Annotated in this window: 16 protein-coding genes; 7 read left to right on the forward strand and 9 right to left on the reverse strand. The window is 68.1% G+C overall.

All coding sequences use genetic code 11. The features are described 5' to 3' along the window. Positions 1 to 84: 84 nt before the first annotated feature. Positions 85 to 735, reverse strand: coding sequence for a LysE family translocator (locus tag ACKTT0_RS19070; protein WP_407851347.1), 651 nt, complete (start codon positions 733 to 735; stop codon positions 85 to 87). A gap of 118 nt (positions 736 to 853) precedes the next feature. Here ACKTT0_RS19070 and ACKTT0_RS19075 point away from each other — a divergent pair, with 118 nt between their 5' ends. After that, positions 854 to 1390, forward strand: coding sequence for a YaeQ family protein (locus ACKTT0_RS19075; protein WP_407851348.1), 537 nt, complete (start codon positions 854 to 856; stop codon positions 1388 to 1390). Between the two features lie 24 nt (positions 1391 to 1414). Here ACKTT0_RS19075 and ACKTT0_RS19080 read toward each other — a convergent pair whose 3' ends face one another. Beyond that, complete coding sequence (locus ACKTT0_RS19080; RefSeq protein WP_407851349.1) at positions 1415 to 1975, reverse strand: chorismate--pyruvate lyase family protein; 561 nt, start codon at positions 1973 to 1975, stop codon at positions 1415 to 1417. Between the two features lie 100 nt (positions 1976 to 2075). Here ACKTT0_RS19080 and ACKTT0_RS19085 point away from each other — a divergent pair, with 100 nt between their 5' ends. Then, positions 2076 to 2807, forward strand: coding sequence for a pseudouridine synthase (locus ACKTT0_RS19085; protein WP_407851350.1), 732 nt, complete (start codon positions 2076 to 2078; stop codon positions 2805 to 2807). A 46-nt stretch (positions 2808 to 2853) separates the two neighbouring features. Here ACKTT0_RS19085 and ACKTT0_RS19090 read toward each other — a convergent pair whose 3' ends face one another. Beyond that, positions 2854 to 3783 carry a LysR family transcriptional regulator gene (locus ACKTT0_RS19090; RefSeq protein WP_407851351.1) on the reverse strand — a complete coding sequence of 310 codons (930 nt, stop codon included), beginning with the start codon at positions 3781 to 3783 and terminating at the stop codon, positions 2854 to 2856. A gap of 220 nt (positions 3784 to 4003) precedes the next feature. Between ACKTT0_RS19090 and ACKTT0_RS19095 the strand changes: the two genes are divergently transcribed. From ACKTT0_RS19095 to adeC, 3 genes are read left to right on the forward strand one after another with little or no spacing between them, the layout of a single operon-like run. Then, the gene (locus tag ACKTT0_RS19095) at positions 4004 to 5182 is read left to right on the forward strand and encodes an efflux RND transporter periplasmic adaptor subunit (RefSeq protein WP_407851352.1); all 1179 of its coding nucleotides are present in this window, start codon (positions 4004 to 4006) and stop codon (positions 5180 to 5182) included. Between the two features lie 9 nt (positions 5183 to 5191). Next, entirely contained in the window at positions 5192 to 8395 is a 3204-nt protein-coding gene (locus ACKTT0_RS19100) for an efflux RND transporter permease subunit (RefSeq protein ID WP_407851353.1), read from the forward strand. Further along, on the forward strand, positions 8392 to 9858 hold the full coding sequence (gene adeC, locus ACKTT0_RS19105) for an AdeC/AdeK/OprM family multidrug efflux complex outer membrane factor (RefSeq protein WP_407851354.1): 1467 nt from the start codon (positions 8392 to 8394) through the stop codon (positions 9856 to 9858). Before ACKTT0_RS19100 ends, adeC begins: the two co-directional genes overlap by 4 nt. 58 nt (positions 9859 to 9916) lie before the next feature. Here the strand turns inward: adeC and ACKTT0_RS19110 are convergent, their stop codons facing one another. The 6 genes from ACKTT0_RS19110 to ACKTT0_RS19135 all read right to left on the reverse strand — a co-directional run bounded on the left by ACKTT0_RS19110 (position 9917) and on the right by ACKTT0_RS19135 (position 16632). After that, on the reverse strand, positions 9917 to 10168 hold the full coding sequence (locus tag ACKTT0_RS19110) for a GlsB/YeaQ/YmgE family stress response membrane protein (RefSeq protein WP_028355480.1): 252 nt from the start codon (positions 10166 to 10168) through the stop codon (positions 9917 to 9919). 153 nt (positions 10169 to 10321) lie between these two features. Further along, complete coding sequence (locus ACKTT0_RS19115; protein ID WP_407851355.1) at positions 10322 to 10936, reverse strand: SCO family protein; 615 nt, start codon at positions 10934 to 10936, stop codon at positions 10322 to 10324. 111 nt (positions 10937 to 11047) lie between these two features. After that, a complete protein-coding gene (locus ACKTT0_RS19120) occupies positions 11048 to 13108 on the reverse strand; it encodes a M3 family metallopeptidase (RefSeq protein ID WP_407851356.1) in 2061 nt (686 codons plus the stop codon). A 271-nt stretch (positions 13109 to 13379) separates the two neighbouring features. Then, positions 13380 to 14258, reverse strand: a complete 879-nt coding sequence (folD, locus tag ACKTT0_RS19125) for a bifunctional methylenetetrahydrofolate dehydrogenase/methenyltetrahydrofolate cyclohydrolase FolD (RefSeq protein ID WP_407851357.1) — start codon at positions 14256 to 14258, stop codon at positions 13380 to 13382. Next, the gene (locus tag ACKTT0_RS19130; protein WP_289785934.1) at positions 14255 to 14881 is read right to left on the reverse strand and encodes a response regulator transcription factor; all 627 of its coding nucleotides are present in this window, start codon (positions 14879 to 14881) and stop codon (positions 14255 to 14257) included. The genes folD and ACKTT0_RS19130 overlap by 4 nt, the downstream gene beginning before the upstream one ends. Further along, the gene (locus ACKTT0_RS19135) at positions 14878 to 16632 is read right to left on the reverse strand and encodes a PAS domain-containing sensor histidine kinase (protein WP_028355485.1); all 1755 of its coding nucleotides are present in this window, start codon (positions 16630 to 16632) and stop codon (positions 14878 to 14880) included. Before ACKTT0_RS19135 ends, ACKTT0_RS19130 begins: the two co-directional genes overlap by 4 nt. Positions 16633 to 16935: 303 nt before the next feature. Between ACKTT0_RS19135 and aceE the strand changes: the two genes are divergently transcribed. Both aceE and aceF read left to right on the forward strand, forming a co-directional pair. After that, entirely contained in the window at positions 16936 to 19644 is a 2709-nt protein-coding gene (gene aceE, locus ACKTT0_RS19140; protein WP_407851358.1) for a pyruvate dehydrogenase (acetyl-transferring), homodimeric type, read from the forward strand. Positions 19645 to 19656: 12 nt separating this feature from the next. Continuing rightward, entirely contained in the window at positions 19657 to 21363 is a 1707-nt protein-coding gene (aceF, locus tag ACKTT0_RS19145) for a dihydrolipoyllysine-residue acetyltransferase (RefSeq protein ID WP_407851359.1), read from the forward strand. Positions 21364 to 21365: the final 2 nt, after the last annotated feature.

Raw genomic sequence — 21365 nt, forward strand, 5'->3', positions numbered from 1 at the left:
AAATGAGCGGAGACGATGCGAGTCGGGGCGGCCCGCCTCCCGCCCCGACGGAATCAATACTCAGGTTCTTCGCGCGCACACCCTTCACCGCCGCTCCATCACCAACTTCACCCCGAACGCCACGAACACCCCCCCGGTGACCGCATCCAGCCCCCGCAAGACACCGCCCCGCTGCAGCCAGCGGGACAGCGGCCGGGTGGCCGCCACCAGCGCCGCGAACCACAGCACGCCCATCAAGGCATGCAAGCCCGCCAGCAGCAGGCTGAAACCCAGGACATCCACCCCCGCCGGAATGAACTGCGGCAGGAACGTGACGTAGAACACCCCCACCTTCGGGTTGAGCACGTTGGTCAGGCAGCCGCGCAGGAACCACTGCGCGCCCGTGCCGGACCAGTTCGACGCGGGCGGCGCGGCCGGGCCGGCCGCGGCGGCCGACGGATGTCCCTGGACGGCGCGCCACAGCAGCTTCACGCCCAGGTAGAACAGATAGCCCGCGCCGCAGATGCGCAGCACGTCATAGGCGGTCCGCGAGGCCGCCAGCAGCGACCCCAGGCCCAGCGCGGCCACCACGCCCCAGACCAGGCAGCCGGCGCAGATGCCCAGGCCGGCCAGCATGGCGCGCCGGCCGCCCTCGACGGCGGAGGTGCGCAGCACCAGGGCGGTGTCCAACCCGGGCGTCAGCGTCAGGATGCCGGCGGCAAGGCAGAAAGCGATCAGGGCGGTGGCGGGCGTCATGGCGGCCTCGGCGGGACAAAGCGCCAGCATACCGCCGCGCGGCCCGCGAGCACAGGGGCGCGTGGCGGCGCGCGGGTATCATTAGCGCTTTTCGCGGCCTGGCGCCGCCGGATTCCCCATGGCCCTGCGCGCAACCATCTACAAAGCCGACCTGCATGTCGCCGACACCGATCGCCACTATTACGGCAGCCATGCCCTGACCATCGCCCGCCATCCCTCGGAAACCGACGAGCGCATGATGGTGCGGCTGCTGGCCTACGCCCTGCATGCCGAGGAAGGCCTGGCGTTCACCAAGGGCCTGAGCGAAACCGACGAGCCCGACGTCTGGCTGAAAGACCTCACCGGCGCCATCGATCTGTGGATCGAAGTCGGCCACCCCGACGAGCGGCGCATCCTCAAGGCCTGCGGGCGCGCCGCCCAGGTGGTGGTGTACTGCTACGGCGGGCACGCCAGCACGGTATGGTGGGATGGCGTGCGCAACAAGCTCGCGCGGGTCCGCAACCTGCGGGTGGTGAACCTGCCGGCCGCGCAGACGCGCGAACTCGGCGCGCTGGCTGAACGCACCATGGACGTGCACGTCAATGTGCAGGACGGCGCGGCCTTCGTGTCGGCCGCCGCGGGACAGGTCACGCTGGAGCCTGACCCCTGGCGTTGAGCGGGGCGGCGGGCCGCGGCGCGGTCAGGCCGGATGGCGTTCGACTTCGCGCCAGAACGCCGGCAGGAAGCATTCCGCCACCAGCAGCGGCTGCCCATGGCGCCAGAATGCCGAGCGCCGGGCCCACAGCGCGCCCGCCATGCCGGGCTGGGCGCGCCGCGCCGTGGCATGGAACGGCACCGGCGCGGCCAGGCGGCGGCATACGAAGGCCGAGCGCTCGATGCTGCGGTCGTGGTAGAGCATGTCGGCCAGCGGCCGCGTGCGCAGCCGGCGCATGCCCTGCCACACGCCGTGCGAGGCCGCCAGCGGCGTCAGGCTGCGCGCCACCACGCTGTCCACGCCGTCGACCGACATCAGGATCTCGCGCACCCACACCGCGCTGGCGGGCGCCAGGCCCATGCCGCGCGCTTCGTCGACAGGCGCGCCTTCGGCATATTCGGCCAGCACGCGCAGGCGCACCGTGCCGAGGGCGCGCAGGCCGGCGGTCAGGGCGCCGGGGCGCATCAGCCAATACTTGTGAGCGGGCGACAACGAGGGAGGGACGGCGGCCAGCCAGCCAGGCGCCAGGGGAGACGGGACTTTCATGGGTGCCTATTATGCCAAGGCCGGCGCCGGCCCGGGCCGGCCTACAATGCGACAATCGCCGGCCGCCCCGCGTCGGGGCCGGCCCGGCAGGCAAAGTCCCATGGAAAAAGTACGAATCTCGAAATTGATGGCCGAGCGCGGCCTCTGTTCGCGGCGCGAGGCCGACAGCTACATCGAGCGCGGCTGGGTGCGGGTAGACGGCGTAGTGGTCGCCGAACTGGGCGCGCGCGCCTTCCCCGACCAGGTCATCACGCTTGAGCGCGCCGCCCAGGCCCGCCAGACGGCGCGTGTCACCATCCTGATCAACAAGCCGGTGGGGTATGTGTCGGGCCAGGCCGAGAAAGGCTACACGCCGGCCGCGGCGCTCGTCACGGCGGCTTCGCGCTATGCGCGCGACCGCGCGCCGCTGCGCTTCTCGCGCGCGCACCTGCAGGGCCTGGCAGTGGCGGGGCGGCTCGACATCGATTCGCACGGCCTGCTGGTGCTGACGCAGGACGGCCGCATCGCCCGTCACCTCATCGGCGAGGATTCCGGCGTCGACAAGGAATACCTGGTGCGCGTGCAGGGCCGCCTCGATGCGCGCGGGCTGGCGCTGCTCAACCACGGCCTGTCGCTCGACGGCAAGGCGCTCAAGCCCGCGCAGGTGCGGTGGCAGAACGCCGACCAGCTCTGCTTCGTGCTGCGCGAAGGCCGCAAGCGCCAGATCCGCCGGATGTGCGAACTGGTGGGCCTGAAGGTGGTGGGCCTGAAGCGCGTGCGCATCGGCCGGGTCAGGCTGGGCGACCTGCCGATGGGGCAGTGGCGCTACTTGCGCGAGGACGAGCATTTCTGAGCCGGCCGCGCGCCGGTAGCTGTTTCAGTCCATTTCCGATGCGCGGTCAGGCGAACAGCGCCGCGTTATCCTGTGGCGCCCGCTTGCCGTCGCGCAGGCGCTCCATCAGGAACTCGATGAATATCCGCGTCTTGGCCGGCTGCAGGCGCGTGTCGGTCACCGCATAGACCGGGAACGGGCCGGCCTGCCAGTCCGGCAGCACGCGCTGCAGGCGGTGTTGCGAGACGTCCTGGCGCACGCTCTGCACCGGCGCCAGCACGGCGATGCCGGCGCCCAGCGAAGCCAGGCTGCGCACCATGGCCACGCTGTTCACCGAGAACCGCTTGCCGGGCGTGATCTCCACGTGCTCGTCGCCGCGCGCCAGCGGCCAGCGCGTGACGCGGTCGCCGGAGGCGCGGAACTCCAGGCACTCGTGGCGGGTCAGGTCACTGGGGTGCTGCGGTGCGCCATGGCGCGCCAGGTACTCGGGCGATGCATACAGGTAGGCCGGCAGCCAGCCCAGCAGGCGGGCGATCTGGGTCGAGTCGGGCAGTGCGCCGATCTCGATCGAGACATCGCAGGTCTGGAAGACGCGTCCCGCGTGTTCCGGGCTGGCCAGGTCCAGATAGAAAGTCACTTCGGGATAGCGTTGAGAAAACTCCATGAACGCCTCGGCCAGGAAGTCCGTGCCAAAATCGGCCGGCATGTTCACCCGCAAGGGGCCGGAGGGCGTCTCCACCAGCTTCTGCAGTTCTTCATGGGCCACCTGCGCCTCGGCGACGATGCGCTGGCACCGCTCGAAATACAGGTGGCCGGCCTCGGTCAGTTCCACCCTGCGGGTGGTCCGGCTCAGCAGCCGCAGACCCAGCGAGCGTTCCAGCTCGGCCACCTGGCGCGACACGGTCGACTTGGGCACGCCCAGGTTGGCCGCCGCCCGGCCAAAATTGCAGGTCTTGGCCACCTCCACGAAAAATTCCATGCCTTGCAGGCGTTTCATGTGCGCGCTTCCTGTAGTACCTGGAGGTAAATTGTCCCATAAATGGGATGATGTTTTCGCCTTTGGCCGCTTTGTTTCTGAATTGGGATAAAGCAAAATGACGAGTTTCGCAGCGCAGCAATTGAGCGGGCGCCTCGAACCTGATGAATCACTGACCGGAGCTCCCCGCGCGGCGGCGCACAGGCCGCGGCCGGGCTTTGTCCAGCTCGAAAAGGATCGTATGAACAAGAACAACGTATTGCGGCGCGGCGCCGCTGTGTTGGTCATCGCGGCGGCGACGCTGGCGGTGGCGGGTTGCGGCAACGACTCGGCCCCGCCGGCGGGCGGCAAGCCGCAGGTCGGCGTGGTGACGCTGGCCACGCGGCCGGTGGCGCTGACCACCGAGCTGCCCGGCCGCACCAATGCCTATCGGGTCGCGGAAGTCCGGCCGCAGGTCAATGGCATCATCAAGAAGCGCTTGTTCACGGAAGGCGGCGAAGTCAGCGCGGGCCAGCAGCTCTACCAGATCGATCCGGCCCTCTACCAGGCCAGCTACGACAGCCAGAAGGCCGCGCTGGCGCGCGCCCAGGCGCAGTTGAAGACGGCCAACCTCCTGGTGCAGCGCTACCGGCCCCTGGCCGAAAGCCGCGCCGTCAGCCGCCAGGCGTATGACGATGCGGTGGCCGCGCGCGACCAGGCCGCGGCGGATGTGCAGTCCGCCAAGGCGGCGCTCGAGACCGCGCGCATCAACCTGGTCTACACCCGGGTGCTGTCGCCCATCGAAGGCATCATCGGCCGTTCCTCGGTCACCGAAGGGGCGCTGGTCACCGCCAACCAAACCGGCGCGCTGGCTTCGGTGCAGCAGATCGACCCGATCTACGTCGACGTCACGCAGTCCAGCGTCGAGCTGCTGCGCCTGAAGAACGCGCTCGACAGCGGCTTGCTGCAGCGCGAGGCCGGCAAGGACGCGGCCCGCGTGTCGTTGACGCTGGCCGATGGCTCGCAGTACGGGCACGAGGGCACGCTGCAGTTTTCCGAAGTGACCGTCGACCAGGGCACCGGCTCGGTCACGCTGCGGGCGGTGTTTCCCAACCCCGACCACAAGCTGCTGCCCGGCATGTTCGTGCGCGCCCGCGTCATCGAAGGGGTGGCGCCGCAGGGCCTGCTGGCGCCGCAGCGCGGCATCACGCGCAACCAGCGCGGCGAGCCGACCGCGCTGGTGGTCAACGCCGAAAACAAGGTCGAGCTGCGCACCCTGAAGGTCGACCGCGCCATCGGCGATCAATGGCTCGTCACCGACGGCCTGAAAGCCGGCGACAAGATCATCGTCGAAGGCCTGCAAGGGGTACAGCCCGGCGCGGAAGTCAGCGCGACCGAATTCACCGCGCCGTCGCAGGCGCCCGCCGCCGCGGCCAAGTAAGGAGTCCGCATGGCCAAGTTTTTCATCGACCGGCCGGTCTTCGCCTGGGTGGTCGCCATCGTCCTGATGATGGCGGGCGCGCTGGCGATCCTGCAGTTGCCGGTGGCACAGTATCCCAACATCGCCTCGCCGGCCATCAGCATCCGGGTCAATTACCCGGGCGCGTCGGCGCAAACGGTGCAGGACAGCGTGGTGCAGGTCATCGAACAGCAGATGAACGGCATCGACAACCTCAGCTACATGTCCTCGGAAAGCAACTCCGACGGCAGCATGGCCATCACGCTGACTTTCGCCCAGGGCACCGATCCGGACACCGCGCAGGTGCAGGTTCAGAACAAGCTGGCGGTGGCGCAGCCGCTGCTGCCGCTCGAAGTGCAGCAGCAGGGCATACGCGTCAGCAAGGCGACCAAGAACTTCCTGGTCGTGGCGGGCTTCATTTCCACCGACGGCACCATGGCCAAGGAGGACCTGGCCAACTACGTGGCGGCCAACGTCCAGGATCCGGTCAGCCGCACGCCCGGCGTGGGCGATTTCCAGCTGTTCGGCTCGCAGTACGCCATGCGCATCTGGGTCGATCCCGACAAGCTGCTGTCCTACGACTTGACCACCGTCGACGTAATGAACGCGGTCAAGGAACAGAACGTGCAGGTGTCCTCGGGCGAGCTGGGCGGCCTGCCGGCGGTCAAGGGCCAGCAGCTCAACGCCACTATCATCGGCCCGTCGCGCCTGCAGACGCCCGAGGAGTTCCGCGCCATCCTCCTGAAGGTCAACCCGGACGGCTCGCAGGTGCGGCTCGGCGACGTCGCCACCGTGTCGCTGGGCGCGCAGAACTACGCCATCGACAGCTACTTCAACGGGCAACCGGCCTCCGGCCTGGCGATCAAGCTGGCGCCAGGCGCCAACGCGCTCGATACGGTCGAGGCAGTGCGCGACACCATCAATCGCCTGAAGCCGTTCTTCCCGCCGGGCATGGACGTGGTGTATCCGTACGACACCACGCCCTTCGTGTCCCTGTCGATCGAAAGCGTGATCCACACCCTGATCGAGGCCATCATCCTGGTGTTCCTCGTGATGTACCTGTTCCTGCAGAACTTCCGGGCCACGCTGATCCCCACGCTGGCAGTGCCGGTGGTGCTGCTGGGCACGTTCGGCGTGCTGGCGGTGTTCGGCTATTCCATCAATACCCTGACCATGTTCGGCATGGTGCTGGCGATCGGCCTGTTGGTGGACGACGCCATCGTGGTGGTGGAGAACGTCGAGCGCGTCATGGCCGAGGAGGGCCTCTCGCCACGGCAGGCCACGCGCAAATCCATGGGCCAGATCACCGGCGCGCTGATCGGCATCGCGCTGGTGCTGTCGGCGGTGTTCGTGCCCATGGCGTTCTTCGGCGGCTCCACCGGGGTCATCTATCGCCAGTTCTCGATCACCATCGTATCGTCGATGGTGCTGTCGGTGCTGGTGGCCATCATCTTCACGCCGGCCTTGTGCGCCACCTTGCTCAAGCGCATCCCCAAGGGCCATCACGCGGCCAAGACCGGCTTCTTCGGCTGGTTCAACCGCCTGTTCGAGCGCTCCACCGACGGCTATGCCAATTCGGTGGCGCGCGGCCTGGGGCGCACCAAGCGGCTGATGCTCATCTACCTGCTGCTGGTGCTCGTCATGGGCTGGATGTTCACGCGCATCCCCACCGCCTTCCTGCCCGACGAGGACCAGGGCATCCTGTTCGCGCAGGTGCAGGCGCCCGCCGGCGCCACGGCGGAGCGCACCAGCCATACGGTCGAAGCCGCCACCCGCTACCTGCTCGAGGACGAAAAAGACGTGGTCGCCTCGGTGTTCGCCGTGCACGGCTTCAGCTTCGGCGGGCGCGGCCAGAATTCGGCCATCATGTTCATCAAGCTGCGCGACTGGGACGAGCGCCCCGATGCCGCGCAGAAGGTGCAGGCGCTGGCGGCGCGGGCCAATGCGTATTTCAGCCAGCACCTGCACGATGCGCGCGTGATGGCGTTCGCGCCGCCGGCCGTCATGGAGCTCGGCAACGCCCTGGGCTTCGACTTCCAGCTCACCGACCAGGCCGGCCTGGGCCACGACAAGCTCGTCGCGGCGCGCCAGCAGTTCCTGGCCGAGGCGGCCAAGAGCCCGGTGCTGGCCGGCGTGCGCTTCAACGGCATGGAAGACGCGCCGCAGTACGAACTGGAAATCGACCGCGAGAAAGCCCGTGCGCTGGGCGTGGGCATTTCCGACATCAACAACACGCTGTCGACCGCCTGGGGCGGCTCGTACGTCAACGACTTCCTCGACCGCGGCCGCGTGAAGAAGGTGTACCTGCAGGGCGACGCCTCGTCGCGCATGCTGCCCGAGGATCTCGACAAATGGTACGTGCGCAACCAGAGCGGCGGCATGGTGCCGTTCTCGGCCTTCGCCTCGGCCCACTGGACCTACGGCCCGCAGCGCCTGGACCGCTACAACGGCGTGCCGTCGTTCAACATCCAGGGGCAGGCGGCGCCGGGCTACAGCTCGGGCGAAGCCATGGCCGAGATGGAGCGCATCGCCGCCACCATGCCCACGGGCATCGGCTATGAATGGACCGGGCTGTCGTACGAGGAACGCCTGTCCGGCGCGCAGGCGCCCGCGTTGTACGCCATTTCCCTGCTCGTCGTGTTCCTGTGCCTGGCCGCGCTGTATGAAAGCTGGGCCATCCCGACCTCGGTCATGCTGGTGGTGCCGCTGGGGGTCATCGGCGTGCTGGCCGCCACCTTGCTGCGCGGCCTGTCCAACGACGTGTACTTCCAGGTCGGGCTGCTCACCACGGTGGGCCTGAGCGCCAAGAACGCCATTCTCATCGTGGAGTTCGCCAAGGCTCACTACGAAGAGGGCGCCAGCCTGGTCGAAGCGGCCGTGCACGCGGCGCGCCAGCGCCTGCGGCCGATCCTCATGACGTCCATGGCGTTCATCCTGGGCGTGGTGCCGCTGGCCATCTCCAACGGCGCCGGCTCGGGCAGCCAGCACGCCATCGGCACAGGCGTGATCGGCGGCATGCTGGCCGGCACCTTCCTGGCCATCTTCTTCGTGCCGGCTTTCTTCGTGGTGATGCTGCGCCTCTTCAAGGTCAAGCGCCACAGCGAACGCCGCGATGAAGACGACGAAGACCCGCAAGACGGAGCCCCCGCCTTGCCGCCGGCGCCATCGGCGCAGCCCGGGGAGCAACCGCAATGAATCCGACCATGTATCGATCCATCCTGAGCATGGCGCTGGCGGCGGCCCTGGCGGGCTGCTCTCTGGCGCCCACCTATGAGCGCCCCGGCGCCCCCGTCAGCGCCACCTTTCCCAGCGGCCCGGCCTACCAGGCGGCGGGCCAGCCGGTCACGGGCGCCGCCGCGGCCGATATCGGCTGGCGCGACTTTTTCGCCGATCCGCTGCTGCAGCGGCTGATTACCATGGCGCTGGACGCCAACCGCGACCTGCGGGTGGCCGCCCTGAACGTCGAAGAAGCGCGGGCCCAGTACCGCATCCAGCGGGCCGACCTGCTGCCCGGCGTGGGCGTGGCGGGGCAGGGCTCGGTGCAGCGCATGCCCGGCGACCTGTCGCAGAGCGGCGAGTCGACCATCAGCCGCAGCTACCAGGTCGGCGGCGCCGTCTCGGCCTGGGAGCTCGACCTGTTCGGGCGCATCCGCAGCCTCAGCGACCAGGCCCTGGAAACTTATCTGGCACAGGACGAGACCCGCCTCGCCACGCAGCTGTCGCTGGTGGCCGAAACCGCCGCGGCCTACCTGACGCTGCGGGCCGACCAGGAATTGCTGAGCCTGACCCGCTCGACCCTGGCGGCGCAGCAGGACTCCTACCGCCTGACCAAGCAGAGCTACGACCTGGGCGTGGCCACCGAACTCGACCTGAGCCAGGCCGAGATCGCGTTGCGCACGGCCGAGCGCAACCTGTCGCAATACACCCGCATGGCGGCGCAGGACCGCAATGCGCTGGTGTTGCTGGTGGGCCAGCCGTTGCCGCCCGACGTGGCCGCGCAACTCGACCAGGCCCAGACGCTGCCGGACGGCATCATGCCGCTGAACCTGCCCGCCGGCCTGCCGTCCGACCTGCTGGCCAGGCGGCCGGACATCCGTGCCGCCGAACACCAGCTCAAGGCGGCCAACGCCAATATCGGCGCGGCGCGGGCGGCGTTCTTCCCGACCATCAGCCTGACCGGCAGCGCGGGCACGGCCAGCGCCAGCCTGGGCGGCCTGTTCGACGCCGGCTCGGGCGCGTGGAGCTTCGCGCCCAGCATCACCGTGCCCATCTTCGCCGGCGGGGCGCTGCGAGCCAGCCTGGACGCGGCCAAGGTGCGCAAGAACATCCAGGTGGCCCAGTACGAGAAATCGATCCAGACCGCGTTCCGCGAGGTGTCGGACGCGCTGGCCGGGCGCGGCACCCTGCAGACGCAGATCGTCGCCCAGCGCCTGCTGGTCGACGCCAGCCAGCGCGCCTACGATCTGTCGCGCCAGCGCTTCGAGCAGGGGGTCGACAACTACCTCAGCGTGCTGGACGCGCAGCGTTCGCTGTACTCGGCGCAGCAGGTCCTGGTCGAGACCCGCCTGGCCCGCCTGTCCAACCTGGTGACGCTGTACCGTACCCTGGGTGGCGGCTGGTCGGAACAGACCGTGGCCGCGGCCCCGCCCGCGCAGTAGCCGGGCGCGGGCAAGAAAAAAGCCGGGCGGCTGCCCGGCTTTTTTCTGGACATTCGCGCTATGCGCGCTTCTTGGTGATCAGGCCGACCACGAACAGCACGACGATGGCGCCGACGACCGAGCCGATCCAGCCAGCCGGCTCGCCTGGTGCGTACCAGCCGAGCGACTGGCCCAGGAAGCCCGCCACGACTGCGCCGACGATGCCCAGGATGGTGGTCATGATGATCCCCATGTTCTGGTCGCCAGGCATGATGGCGCGGGCGATGAGACCGACGACAAACCCGACGATGATCATGATGATGATGCTCATGCGCGTGCTCCTCTTTCAGGGTGTAGGGTAAGCGTTTGGATCATACCCACCCCCCGTGGGCCGACGTTGTAACAACTCGTATTTGGGGCATCTACGCAACAGCTTGCGGCAGCCGGCCATCGGGATGCCGCGGGAACGTGCTAAGGCCTCGAGTTAGCCGGTGATCTCGATCAATTGGCGCAGATCCTTGACGATCGCGTCGATACTGTCCGTATCCGAAGCCAGCAGGCGGGCCCGGCCTTCATTGTCGAAGATGTATACCCCGCGGCTGTGGGTCACGTCGTAGACGTCGGCCGCGTCGCCCGGCCGGGGTTTTTCGATCTGGTAGGCCACCCGGTAGCGGCGCGCCAGGTCGGCGATCTGTTTTTCGCTGCCGGTCACGCCGATGGCGTTGTTGTTGAACGCATCCACATAGGCTTGCAGGACATCCGGCGTATCGCGGTGCGGGTCCACGCTGACGAACACGATGCGCACGTTGCCTGCGTCGTCGCCCAGCTGCTGCAGCACGGCCGTGAGCTGGGCCATGGTGGTGGGGCAGACGTCCGGGCAGCTCGCATAGCCGAAGAACAGCAGCACGGTCTTGCCCTTGAGGTCGTCGCTGGAGACCGTCTTGCCGCCCGCGCCGGCCAATTGGAACTTGAGGTCGGGCAGGTGCCCCTTGATGTCGTACAGGGTCCAATTGGCGGCCTTGTCGCCGCAGGCGGCGACCAGCATGCAGGAGGCGAGCAGCAGGGCGCGCCACAGGCGGCCGGAAAGAAAAGCGGGCATGTCGATGTCAGGTACGGGCCGCGGCGCCAGGGCGGCGCGGCAAACGGAACGGCAACGGCACGATTCTAGCGCGCCGGCGCGCGCGGGGCCGCGCGCCGGCGCAACGAGCCGTCATCCGGCCATGCCGCTATGCCGCAGCAGCGCATCGATGCGCGGCGCGCGGCCCCGGAAAGCCTGGAACGATTCCGCCGCCGGCCGCGCCCCGCCCACGGCCAGGATCTCCTGGCGGAAGCGCGCGCCGGTGGCGGGGTCCAGCGTGCCGCGCTCCCGCGGCGCGCCGGCGGCGGCTTCTTCGAAGGCTTCGTAGGCATCGGCGGACAGCACTTCGGCCCACTTGTAGCTGTAGTAGCCGGCGCCATAGCCGCCGGCGAACAGGTGCGAGAAGCTGTGCGGCAGGCGATGCCAGGCGGGCGGGAACAGCACCGCCACTTCGCCCCGCACCTGCTCCAGCAGGGCCAGCACCTCGGCGATCGACGCGCCCTGCGGGCGTTCGTGCAGCAGCATGTCGAACAGGGCGAACTCGATCTGCCGCACCGCCTGCATGCCGCTCTGGAAGTTGCGCGCCGCCACCAGCTTGTCGAACAGCGCGCGGGGCAGCGGCTCGCCGCTGTCGACGTGGGCCGACAGCCGCTGCACTACCGGCCATTCCCAGCAGAAATTCTCCATGAACTGCGAAGGCAGTTCGATGGCGTCCCATTCCACCGCGGCGAACGCGGAGGCCGCCGGCTCGTCCACCTCGGACAACAGGGCATGCAGGGCGTGGCCGGTCTCGTGGAACAGTGTGATCACGTCGTCATGGGTCAGCAGGGCCGGCTTGGCGTCGGCGGGGCGGGCGAAATTGCAGGTGAGGTAGACCACCGGCGCCTGGACTTGCGCGCCGACGCGGCGGCGGTTGCGTTCGCTGTCGACCCAGGCGCCGCTTTGCTTGCCGGCGCGGGCGTACAGGTCCAGGTACAGGTGGCCGACCAGCGCGCCGGCCGGCGTTTCGACCCGCACCCCGCGCACGTCGCGGTGCCAGCGCGACACGTCGGTCTCGCGCAGCCGCACGTCGAACAGCGTCTCGATGACCTCGAACAGGCCCGCCAGCACGCGCGGTTCGGTGAAATACTGCTTGATCTCGTCTTCCGAATAGGCGTAGCGGGCCTCGCGCAGGCGTTCGGACGCGTAGGCCACGTCCCAGGGCTGCAGGCCCTCCAGGCCCAGTTCGGCGGCCGCGTAGGCCTTCAATTCGGCAAGGTCGCGCTCGGCATAGGGGCGGGCGCGCGCGGCCAGGTCACGCAGGAAGCCGGTGACCTCGGCCCCGTCGCGCGCCATGCGGGTCTGCAGGCGCAGCGCCGCGAAGGTGCCGTAGCCCAGCAGGCCGGCTTCCTCGGCGCGCAGCGCCAGCAGTTCCTCGATCAGCGGCGAGTTGTCGAAGCTCGCGTCGCCCTGTTCGGACGCCACCGTGCCATAGGCGCGGTACATCTGTTCGCGCAGCGCGCGATCGCGCGCGTACTGCATGACGGGCAGGTAGCAGGGCATCTTCAGCGTCAGCTTCCAGCCTTGCTTGCCGTCTTCCTGCGCGGCCTGGCTGGCGGCCTGCCGCACGTCGGCGGGCAGGCCCGCCAGGCGGGCTTCGTCTTCCACCAGCAGCGACCACGCATCGATCGCGTCGAGCACGTTTTCGGAGAATTTCTGCGCGACCTGGGCCTCGCGGTCCGAGATGGCGGCATAACGCTCGCGCGCCGGCCCCTGCAGCTCGACTCCGCTGAGCCGGAAGTCGCGCAGCGCCAGTTCGACCACGCGGCGGCGCACCGGGCTCCAGCCGGCGAAGCCGGGCGCGGCATGCAGCCGCTGGTACTGGCGGTACAGGCCCTCGTGCAGGCCCACCCAAGTCGAGAACTCGGTCACCAGGGGCAGGGCGGCGTTGTAGGCCTCGCGCAGCTCGGGGGTGTTCACCACCGCGTTCAGATGGCCGGCCACCGACCAGGCGCGCCACAGGCGCTCCGATGCCGTATCCAGCGGCTCGACCACAGCCTCCCATTCGGCTCGCAGGGCGGGGTCGGCGGCGGCTTCGACGGCCTGGCGGGCCTGTTCCAGCAGTTCCTGGATGGCGGGCACGATGTGGCCCGGCTGGACCGCCGCGTAGTCGATCAGCTCGGAAACGGGGGCGAGGAGGGGGTTCTGGGTCATGAGGGTCGGTGTGGAAACAGGAATCTGTATTGATAACAGATGGGGGCGGAGCGCCGGAAAGCAAGCCGGGCGGCACGGCGGGATGGCGCCGGTCGGTGCGATGGGAAGTAGTGAAAGGTGTCTGACACCCCGCGAGATATCGTCTGCCAGCCGCCGGCGCCCCAGGGGGTGTCAGACACCTTCTGAGACACCGGCGGCGGTACGGCGGCAAGGCAGTGGAGGGCGTCAGGCACCTGTCCCGTCATGCCTGGCGTGCCGGCGGCCCGGGTGTTCAGCTCGCGGCGCGTTCGGCGGCCTCGACGGTGTTGACCAGCAGCATGGCGATGGTCATGGGGCCGACGCCGCCCGGCACGGGCGTGATGGCGCCGGCTACCTGGCTGGCCGAGGCGAAGTCGACGTCGCCGCACAGCTTGCCGTCGGCGCCGCGGTTGATGCCCACGTCGATGACCACCGCGCCTGGCTTGATCATGCTGCCGTCGATCATGCCGGGCTTGCCGGTGGCCACCACCAGCACGTCGGCGCGGCGCGTCTGCGCGCCCAGGTCGCGCGTCTTGGAATTGCAGATGGTGATGGTGGCGCCGGCCTGCAGCAGCAGCATGGCCATCGGCTTGCCGACGATGTTGCTGGCGCCGACGATCACCGCCTCGGCGCCGCGCAGCGGCACGCCCTCGGCTTCCAGCATCTTCATGACGCCGTAGGGCGTGCACGGCCGGAACAGCGGCTGGCCGGTCATGAGCAGGCCGGCGTTGCTGACATGGAAACCGTCCACGTCCTTGTCGGCGGCGATCGCCTCGATGACCTTGTGGCTGTCCATGTGCGGCGGCAGGGGCAGCTGCACCAGGATGCCGTGGATGGATGGGTCGCGGTTCAGTGCGTCGATGCGCGCCAGCAGCTCGGCCTCGGTCATGTCGGCCGGGTATTGTTCCTTGACCGAATGCAGGCCGGCTTTCTCGCAGGCGGCGACCTTGTTGCGCACATAGACTTGCGAGGCCGGGTCATCGCCGACCAGCACCACCGCCAGGCCGGGGCGGGCGCCGCGCGCCGCCAGGGCCTGCACGCGTTGCGCCACTTCGGCGCGGATCCGCTGCGCCAGGGCGGTGCCGTCGATGATGCGCGCGCGCGCTTGCGTATTGCTGTCCTGCAGGGTCATGCATGTGCCTCGGGTTTGGCCAGCGCGACCTTCATCAGGTCGGCGACCGTGGTGACTTCCAGTTTTTCCATGATGTTGGCGCGATGCGCCTCGACGGTCTTGATGCTGATGCCCAGGTCGTCGGCGATCTGCTTGTTGAGCCGGCCGGCCACGATGCGCTCGAGCACCTGCTGTTCGCGCGCGGTCAGGCGCGCCAGCATGGCCTCGTGGTCCTTCTGGGCCTGGAACTGGCTGACGCGCTGGGTCGCCTGTTCCAGCATGCGGGCCACGATCTCGCGCAGGTCGGACTCGTTGAACGGCTTTTCCAGGAAGTCGACCGCGCCCTTTTTCATGGTGGAGACCGCCATCGGCACATCGCCGTGGCCGGTGATGAAGACGATGGGCAGCGGCGCATTGCGGGCGATGATCTGTTCCTGCAGTTCCAGGCCGCTCATGCCGGGCATGCGCACGTCGGCGATCAGCACGCCGACCTGGGTCGGATCGTATTCTTCGAGAAACGTCTCGCCGCTGGCGTAGGCGCGCACGCGATAGCCATTCGCTTCCAGCAGCCAGCGCAATGAATCGCGTACCGCTTCGTCGTCATCGACAATGAATACCGTGCTCGACTGGGGGGGGGTGTTCATGCGTGCAACTCCTCGGGCTGATCATTCTGCGCGCCCTTCTCTGGGACGGCGCAAGGCAGGGTAAAGCGGAAAATCGTCCCGCCGGCGGGGTTGGGGTCCGCCCAAAGGCGGCCGTGATGCGACTCGATAATGGTACGGCAGATATTCAGCCCCATGCCCAGGCCCTGGGATTTGGTGCTGAAGAAGGGTTCGAACAGCCGCTCGGGCTCGGCCAGCCCGTGGCCGCGGTCGACCACGGCCACCTCGATGTGCTGTTCGTGCAGGATCACGGCGACCTTGAGCTCGTCGGATTCGCTCTTTTCCATGGCCTCCAGGCCGTTCTTGAGCAGGTTCAGCAGCACCTGCTCGATCAGGATCGGGTCGGCCAGCACGTCGGGCGCGTTGGACGGCACGAACGGCTCGATGCGGATGCGGCGCTTGCGCGCGTCGATCTCGGCGAAGCCGATGGCGTTGTCGACGATGCGGCTGATGGGCACGCGCTGGCGGCGCGGCTCGCTGCGCTTGACGAACTCGCGGATGCGGCTGATGATCTTGCCGGCCCGCTCGGCTTGCGAGGCGGCTTTTTCCAGCGCCGGCAGTAGCATGGTGGGGCTGGTGTGGCCGGCCTTGACCAGCGCCACCGCGCCCATGCTGTAGTTGGCGATGGCCGTCAGCGGCTGGTTTAGCTCGTGCGCCAGCGACGAGGCCATCTCGCCCATGGTGGTCAGGCGGCTGGTGAGCTGGATCTTTTCCTGCTGGATGCGCGAGGCTTCCTCGTGGTTGCGGCGCTCGGTGATGTCGCGCGCCACCTGCATGCGCACCCGCCGGCCGTCGGTCCAGGCCAGCATGCGGTGGTGCACTTCGAACCAGCGCTGCACCGACGGGGCGAACACTTCCACCGATTCATCGGTGAAACGGCCGCGGCGCCCGGCCAGCAGCTCGTCGTGGCCGCCGGTCTGCGCCCCGAACACGCGCCGGTAGGTGCGGTTGGCGAACAGCAGCTCCAGGCCGTCGTGCGTGTCGGCCGTGACCGAGATCGCGTCGTCCAGGCCTTCCAGCACGGTCATGAAGCGCTCGTGGGCGGCGGTCAGCGCCTCGCGGATGCGCTTGGGCTCGGTGATGTCGGTCATCGAGGTCATCCAGCCGATCTGCGTGCCGTTGGGGTCGAGCAGGGGCGATACGTACATGCGCGCCGTGAAGCGCGAGCCGTCGCGGCGCTGGGCCTCGACCTCGAGCCCGCTGCTGGGCGTCTTGCCCGAGGTCAGCACGTCGAGCGTATGCTGGTGCTGCTCGTGGCGGCCCGGCACCCAGTAGGGGAAGGGCGGGCTGCGGCCGATCAGGTCGGCCTCGTTCCAGCCGATCATGCGGCAGAACGCCGGGTTCACATAGGCGATGCGGCCTTCCATGTCGAGCACCCGCATGCCGGTCGACATGGAGTTCTCCATGGCGCGCCGGAAGCCGGTCTCGGCGATCAGGGCCGCCTCGGCGCTGGAGCGGAAGCGCGTGTAGCGCCACAGCATCAGCAGGCTGATGATGATCACGCACGACAGCGCCAGCACGACCCAGATGAGGCGCTGCTGGCGCACTTCCTGGTCGATCGTCACGAACATGACGCTGTCGTCGTGCAGGCGCTGCAGCCAGAAGAAGGCGCCCATCACGCACAGGTACAGGATCAGCACCAGCGCGGGCGTGAGCCAATACACGCCGCGCCGGCGCTGCCGGGCGTGGTCGTGGAACGACGTGGGAATATTGGACTTGTGCGGGCTGGACATTGCGTTCGGGCCGTATAGAGCCGGCATTTTAGAGCGTGTTGCGGCCGGCTGCGCGGCGCGGCGGGCGGGTCGGCCGGCAAGCCGTCCATATCTATTCAGCTTGGCGTCAATTTTTCATATTACGAAATGCCGTACCGCAACATGAAATTTTCTGTGGGACGGGTTACTCTCCCGGTTTGATGCGTTGCTCCAGGCTGCCTTCCAGGCCGCCGGGGCGGCGGATGCCCGGCTCGTTCCGGAACCCATTTGCCCGATCCCGCGACCCGGGGCGGGCGTGCACAGAACCTCCACAGGAGACACACGATGTCCTCTAACGCCCAGGCTCGCGCGCTATCGGCCGCCAATGATGAAGACACCCTGGAAACCCAGGAATGGCTCGAAGCCCTGGCCGCCGTGCTCGACCGCGAAGGTCCGGAACGCGCCCACTACCTGCTGGAACGGCTGATCGACGAGGCCCGCCGCTCCGGCGCGCACATTCCATTCTCGCCCAATACGGCGTACGTCAACACCATACCGCAGGCGCTCGAGCCCGCCCACCCCGGCAACCTGGAGCTGGAGTCGCGCATCCGCTCGTACGTGCGCTGGAACGCCATGGCCATGGTGGTCAAGGCCAACAAGCACAATCCCCCCGACGGCGGCGACCTGGGCGGCCACATCGCCTCGTTTGCCTCGCTGGCCACCATGATCGGCTGCGGGCAGAACCACTTCTGGCATGCCGAAAGCGAGGGCCATGGCGGCGACCTGGTGTACTTCCAGGGCCACACGTCGCCTGGCATGTACGGCCGCGCCTACCTGGAGGGGCGCCTGACCGCCGAGCAGCTGGACCATTTCCGCCAGGAAGTGGACGGCAAGGGGCTGTCGTCGTACCCGCACCCCAAGCTGATGCCGGACTTCTGGCAGTTCCCCACGGTGTCGATGGGCCTGGGCCCGCTGATGGCCATCTACCAGGCGCGCTTCCTGAAGTACCTGCACGCTCGCGGCCTGGCCGACACCAGCAAGCGCAAGGTATGGGTGTTCTGCGGCGACGGCGAAATGGACGAGCCCGAATCGCTCGGCGCCATCGCCCTGGCCGCGCGCGAGAAGCTCGACAACCTGATCTTCGTCATCAACTGCAACCTGCAGCGCCTGGACGGCCCGGTGCGCGGCAACGGCAAGATCATCCAGGAGCTCGAGGGCGACTTCCGCGGCTCGGGCTGGAACGTCATCAAGCTGATCTGGGGCGGCTACTGGGACCCGCTGCTGGCGCACGACAAGGAAGGCATCCTGCGCAAGATCATGGAAGAGACAGTCGATGGCGAGTACCAGGCGTACAAGGCCAACGACGGCAAGTTCGTGCGCGAACACTTCTTCGGCAAGCATCCCAAACTGCTGGAAGCCGTCTCGCGCATGAGCGACGAAGACATCTGGCGCCTGAACCGCGGCGGCCATGATCCCCACAAGGTGTACGCGGCCTTCAAGGCGGCCGCCACGCACGAGGGCCAGCCCACCGTCATCCTGGCCAAGACCATCAAGGGCTACGGCATGGGCCACGTGGGCCAGGCCAAGAACCCGACGCACCAGCAGAAGAAGCTGGAGCTGGACGCCATCCGCGAATTCCGCGACCGCTTCGCCATTCCGATTCCCGACGACCAACTGGAGAAGCTGCCGTATTTCAAGCCGGCCGACGACTCGCCCGAAATGAAATACCTGCACGAGCGCCGCAAGGCGCTGGGCGGCTACCTGCCGCGTCGCCGCGAAAAGGCCGACGAGCAGCTCAAGGCGCCGGCACTGGAGGCGTTCAAGGCCGTGCTGGAGCCGACTTCCGAAGGCCGCGAGATCTCCACCACGCAGGCGTTCGTGCGGGTGCTGAACCAAGTGCTGCGCGACAAGGAACTGGGTCCGCGCGTGGTGCCCATCCTGGCCGACGAGTCGCGCACCTTCGGCATGGAAGGCCTGTTCCGCCAGATCGGCATCTACGCGCCCGAAGGCCAGAAGTACGTGCCGGTCGATAAAGACCAGGTCATGTACTACAAGGAAGCGGCCGACGGCCAGCTGCTGCAGGAAGGCATCAACGAAGCGGGCGCCATGAGCTCGTGGATCGCCGCGGCCACGTCGTATTCGACGAACAACCGCATCATGATTCCGTTCTACATCTATTACTCGATGTTCGGCTTCCAGCGCATCGGCGACCTGGCCTGGGCGGCCGGCGACATGCAGGCGCGCGGCTTCCTGCTGGGCGGCACCGCCGGGCGCACCACGCTCAACGGCGAGGGCCTGCAGCACGAGGACGGCCACAGCCACATCCTGGCCTCGACCATTCCCAACTGCGTGTCGTACGACCCGACTTTCGCGCACGAGCTGGCGGTCATCATCCAGCACGGCCTCAAGCGCATGGTGGAAGACCAGGAGAACGTGTACTACTACCTGACCGTGATGAACGAGAACTACCCGCAGCCCGGCCTGACCGCGGGCGACGAGGAAGGCATCATCAAGGGCATGTACAAGCTCAAGTCGCACGGCAAGGGCAAGCAGCGCGTGCAGCTGATGGGCTCCGGCACCATCCTGCGCGAAGTCATGGCCGCCCAGGAACTGCTGGAAGCCGACTGGGGCGTGGCTTCGGACCTGTGGAGTGTCACCAGCTTCACCGAGTTGCGCCGCGACGGCCTCGACGCCGAACGCCACAACCTGCTGCACCCGGAGCAGAAGCAGCCGCTGGTGCCCTATGTGACCCAGCAGTTGGAAAAGACCGAGGGCCCGATCATCGCCTCGACCGACTACATGAAGCTGTTCGCCGACCAGATCCGGCCGTTCGTGCCCAAGGGCCGTTCGTACCGCGTGCTGGGCACCGACGGCTTCGGCCGTTCCGACTTCCGCTACAAGCTGCGCGAGCACTTCGAGGTCGACCGCCATTTCGTCGTGCTGGCCGCGCTGCGCGAGCTGGCCGATGCCGGCACGATCCCCGCCGCCAAGGTGGCCGAGGCCATCAAGAAATATGGCATCAACCCTGAAAAAGCCAACCCGCACCACGCCTGAAGGTAAACAGTCATGAGCAAACTCGTGGAAATCAAGGTGCCGGACATCGGCGACTTCAAGGAAGTGGAAGTCATCGAGGTGCTGGTGAACGAAGGCGACGCGATCGAGGCGGAGCAAAGCCTGATCACGGTGGAGTCGGACAAGGCATCGATGGAGATTCCGGCCTCGGCGGGCGGGGTGGTGAAGTCGGTGAAGGTGAAGGTTGGCGACAAGGTGTCGGAAGGCAAGGTGATCCTGGAGGTCGAGGCCGGCGACGCAGCCCAGGTGTCAGACACCCAGGGGGTGTCTGACACCGCGCCCAGTAAGCAGGCCCAGGCGTCGGACAACCAGCCGGCGCCGGCTCCGAAGACCCAGGGCCAGACCGAGGAGGCCCCGGACGTCGAGCCGGCCGGCGGCACTACCGAAGTGACCGTGCCGGATATCGGCGACTTCAAGGAAGTGGAAGTCATCGAGGTCATGGTCGCGGTGGGCGACACCATCAAGGCGGAGCAGAGCCTGATCACGGTCGAGTCCGACAAGGCCTCGATGGAGATCCCGGCCTCGGCCGGCGGCGTGGTCAAGGAAGTCAAGGTCAAGGTGGGCGACAAGGTGTCCAAGGGCAGCGCCATCGTGGTGGTGGAAGGCCAGGGCGGCGCGCAGGCCGCGCCGCAAAAAGCCCAGGCGCCCGCCCAGCGGCAGGCGCCCGATACCCAAGGCCAGCAACAGGTGTCTGACAGCGCCGGCGCGGCGCCGCAGCAAGCGACCGACAAAGCCGCCGGCGCCCGGCCGTCGCCGACCGCCGCGCTGGAAGACCCCGGCCTCAAGCCGGGCCAGTTGCCGCACGCCTCGCCCTCGGTGCGCAAGTTCGCCCGCGAGCTCGGTGTCAACCTGAGCAAGGTCAAGGGCAGCGGCCGCAAGGACCGCATCACCGCGGACGACGTGCGCGCCTATGTGAAGCAGGCGCTGTCCGCGCCCGCCGCCGCCACGGGCGGCGCCGACGGCGCGGCGCTCGGCCTGCTGCCGTGGCCGCAGATCGATTTCACCAAGTTCGGGCCGATCGAAGCCAAGCCGCTGTCGCGCATCAAGAAGATCTCCGGCGCCAACCTGCACCGCAACTGGGTCATGATTCCCCACGTCACCAACAATGACGAGGCGGACATCACCGACCTGGAGGCGCTGCGCGTCACCCTGAACAAGGAAAACGAGAAGGCGGGCATCAAGGTCACCATGCTGGCGTTCCTGATCAAGGCGGTAGTGGCGGCGCTGAAGAAGTTCCCCGAGTTCAATGCCTCGCTCGACGGCGACCAGCTGATCTACAAGCAGTACTACCACATCGGCTTCGCGGCCGACACGCCCAACGGGCTGGTGGTGCCGGTGATCCGCGACGCCGACAAGAAGGGCATCCTGGATATCGCCAAGGAAATGGGCGAGCTGTCCAAGAAGGCCCGCGACGGCAAGATCTCGCCGGCCGAGATGCAGGGCGGCTGCTTCTCGATCTCGTCGCTGGGCGGCATCGGCGGCACCCATTTCACGCCCATCATCAATGCTCCCGAGGTGGCCATCCTGGGCGTCTCGCGCTCGGCCCACAAGCCGGTGTGGGACGGCAAGCAGTTCGTGCCGCGCCTGACCCTGCCGCTGTCGCTGTCGTACGACCATCGCGTCATCGACGGCGCCGCGGCCGCGCGCTTCAATGCCTACCTGGGCCAGCTGCTGGCCGATTTCCGCCGCATTGCGCTGTAACC

Origin of the sequence: Bordetella saccharivorans (assembly GCF_045862855.1) — a bacterium.
Classification (GTDB): Bacteria; Pseudomonadota; Gammaproteobacteria; order Burkholderiales; family Burkholderiaceae_B; genus Bordetella_A; species Bordetella_A petrii_F.

Coding starts and splice junctions, on each gene's coding strand:
- ACKTT0_RS19085 (WP_407851350.1), top strand. CDS start 2,076: ATGGAAAAAGTACGAATCTCGAAATTGATGGCCGAGCGCGGCCTCTGT.
- ACKTT0_RS19135 (WP_028355485.1), bottom strand. CDS start 16,632: ATGTCCAGCCCGCACAAGTCCAATATTCCCACGTCGTTCCACGACCAC.
- ACKTT0_RS19080 (WP_407851349.1), bottom strand. CDS start 1,975: ATGAAAGTCCCGTCTCCCCTGGCGCCTGGCTGGCTGGCCGCCGTCCCT.
- ACKTT0_RS19070 (WP_407851347.1), bottom strand. CDS start 735: ATGACGCCCGCCACCGCCCTGATCGCTTTCTGCCTTGCCGCCGGCATC.
- ACKTT0_RS19130 (WP_289785934.1), bottom strand. CDS start 14,881: ATGAACACCCCCCCCCAGTCGAGCACGGTATTCATTGTCGATGACGAC.
- folD (WP_407851357.1), bottom strand. CDS start 14,258: ATGACCCTGCAGGACAGCAATACGCAAGCGCGCGCGCGCATCATCGAC.
- ACKTT0_RS19090 (WP_407851351.1), bottom strand. CDS start 3,783: ATGAAACGCCTGCAAGGCATGGAATTTTTCGTGGAGGTGGCCAAGACC.
- ACKTT0_RS19115 (WP_407851355.1), bottom strand. CDS start 10,936: ATGCCCGCTTTTCTTTCCGGCCGCCTGTGGCGCGCCCTGCTGCTCGCC.
- ACKTT0_RS19095 (WP_407851352.1), top strand. CDS start 4,004: ATGAACAAGAACAACGTATTGCGGCGCGGCGCCGCTGTGTTGGTCATC.
- aceF (WP_407851359.1), top strand. CDS start 19,657: ATGAGCAAACTCGTGGAAATCAAGGTGCCGGACATCGGCGACTTCAAG.
- ACKTT0_RS19075 (WP_407851348.1), top strand. CDS start 854: ATGGCCCTGCGCGCAACCATCTACAAAGCCGACCTGCATGTCGCCGAC.
- aceE (WP_407851358.1), top strand. CDS start 16,936: ATGTCCTCTAACGCCCAGGCTCGCGCGCTATCGGCCGCCAATGATGAA.
- ACKTT0_RS19110 (WP_028355480.1), bottom strand. CDS start 10,168: ATGAGCATCATCATCATGATCATCGTCGGGTTTGTCGTCGGTCTCATC.
- ACKTT0_RS19120 (WP_407851356.1), bottom strand. CDS start 13,108: ATGACCCAGAACCCCCTCCTCGCCCCCGTTTCCGAGCTGATCGACTAC.
- ACKTT0_RS19100 (WP_407851353.1), top strand. CDS start 5,192: ATGGCCAAGTTTTTCATCGACCGGCCGGTCTTCGCCTGGGTGGTCGCC.
- adeC (WP_407851354.1), top strand. CDS start 8,392: ATGAATCCGACCATGTATCGATCCATCCTGAGCATGGCGCTGGCGGCG.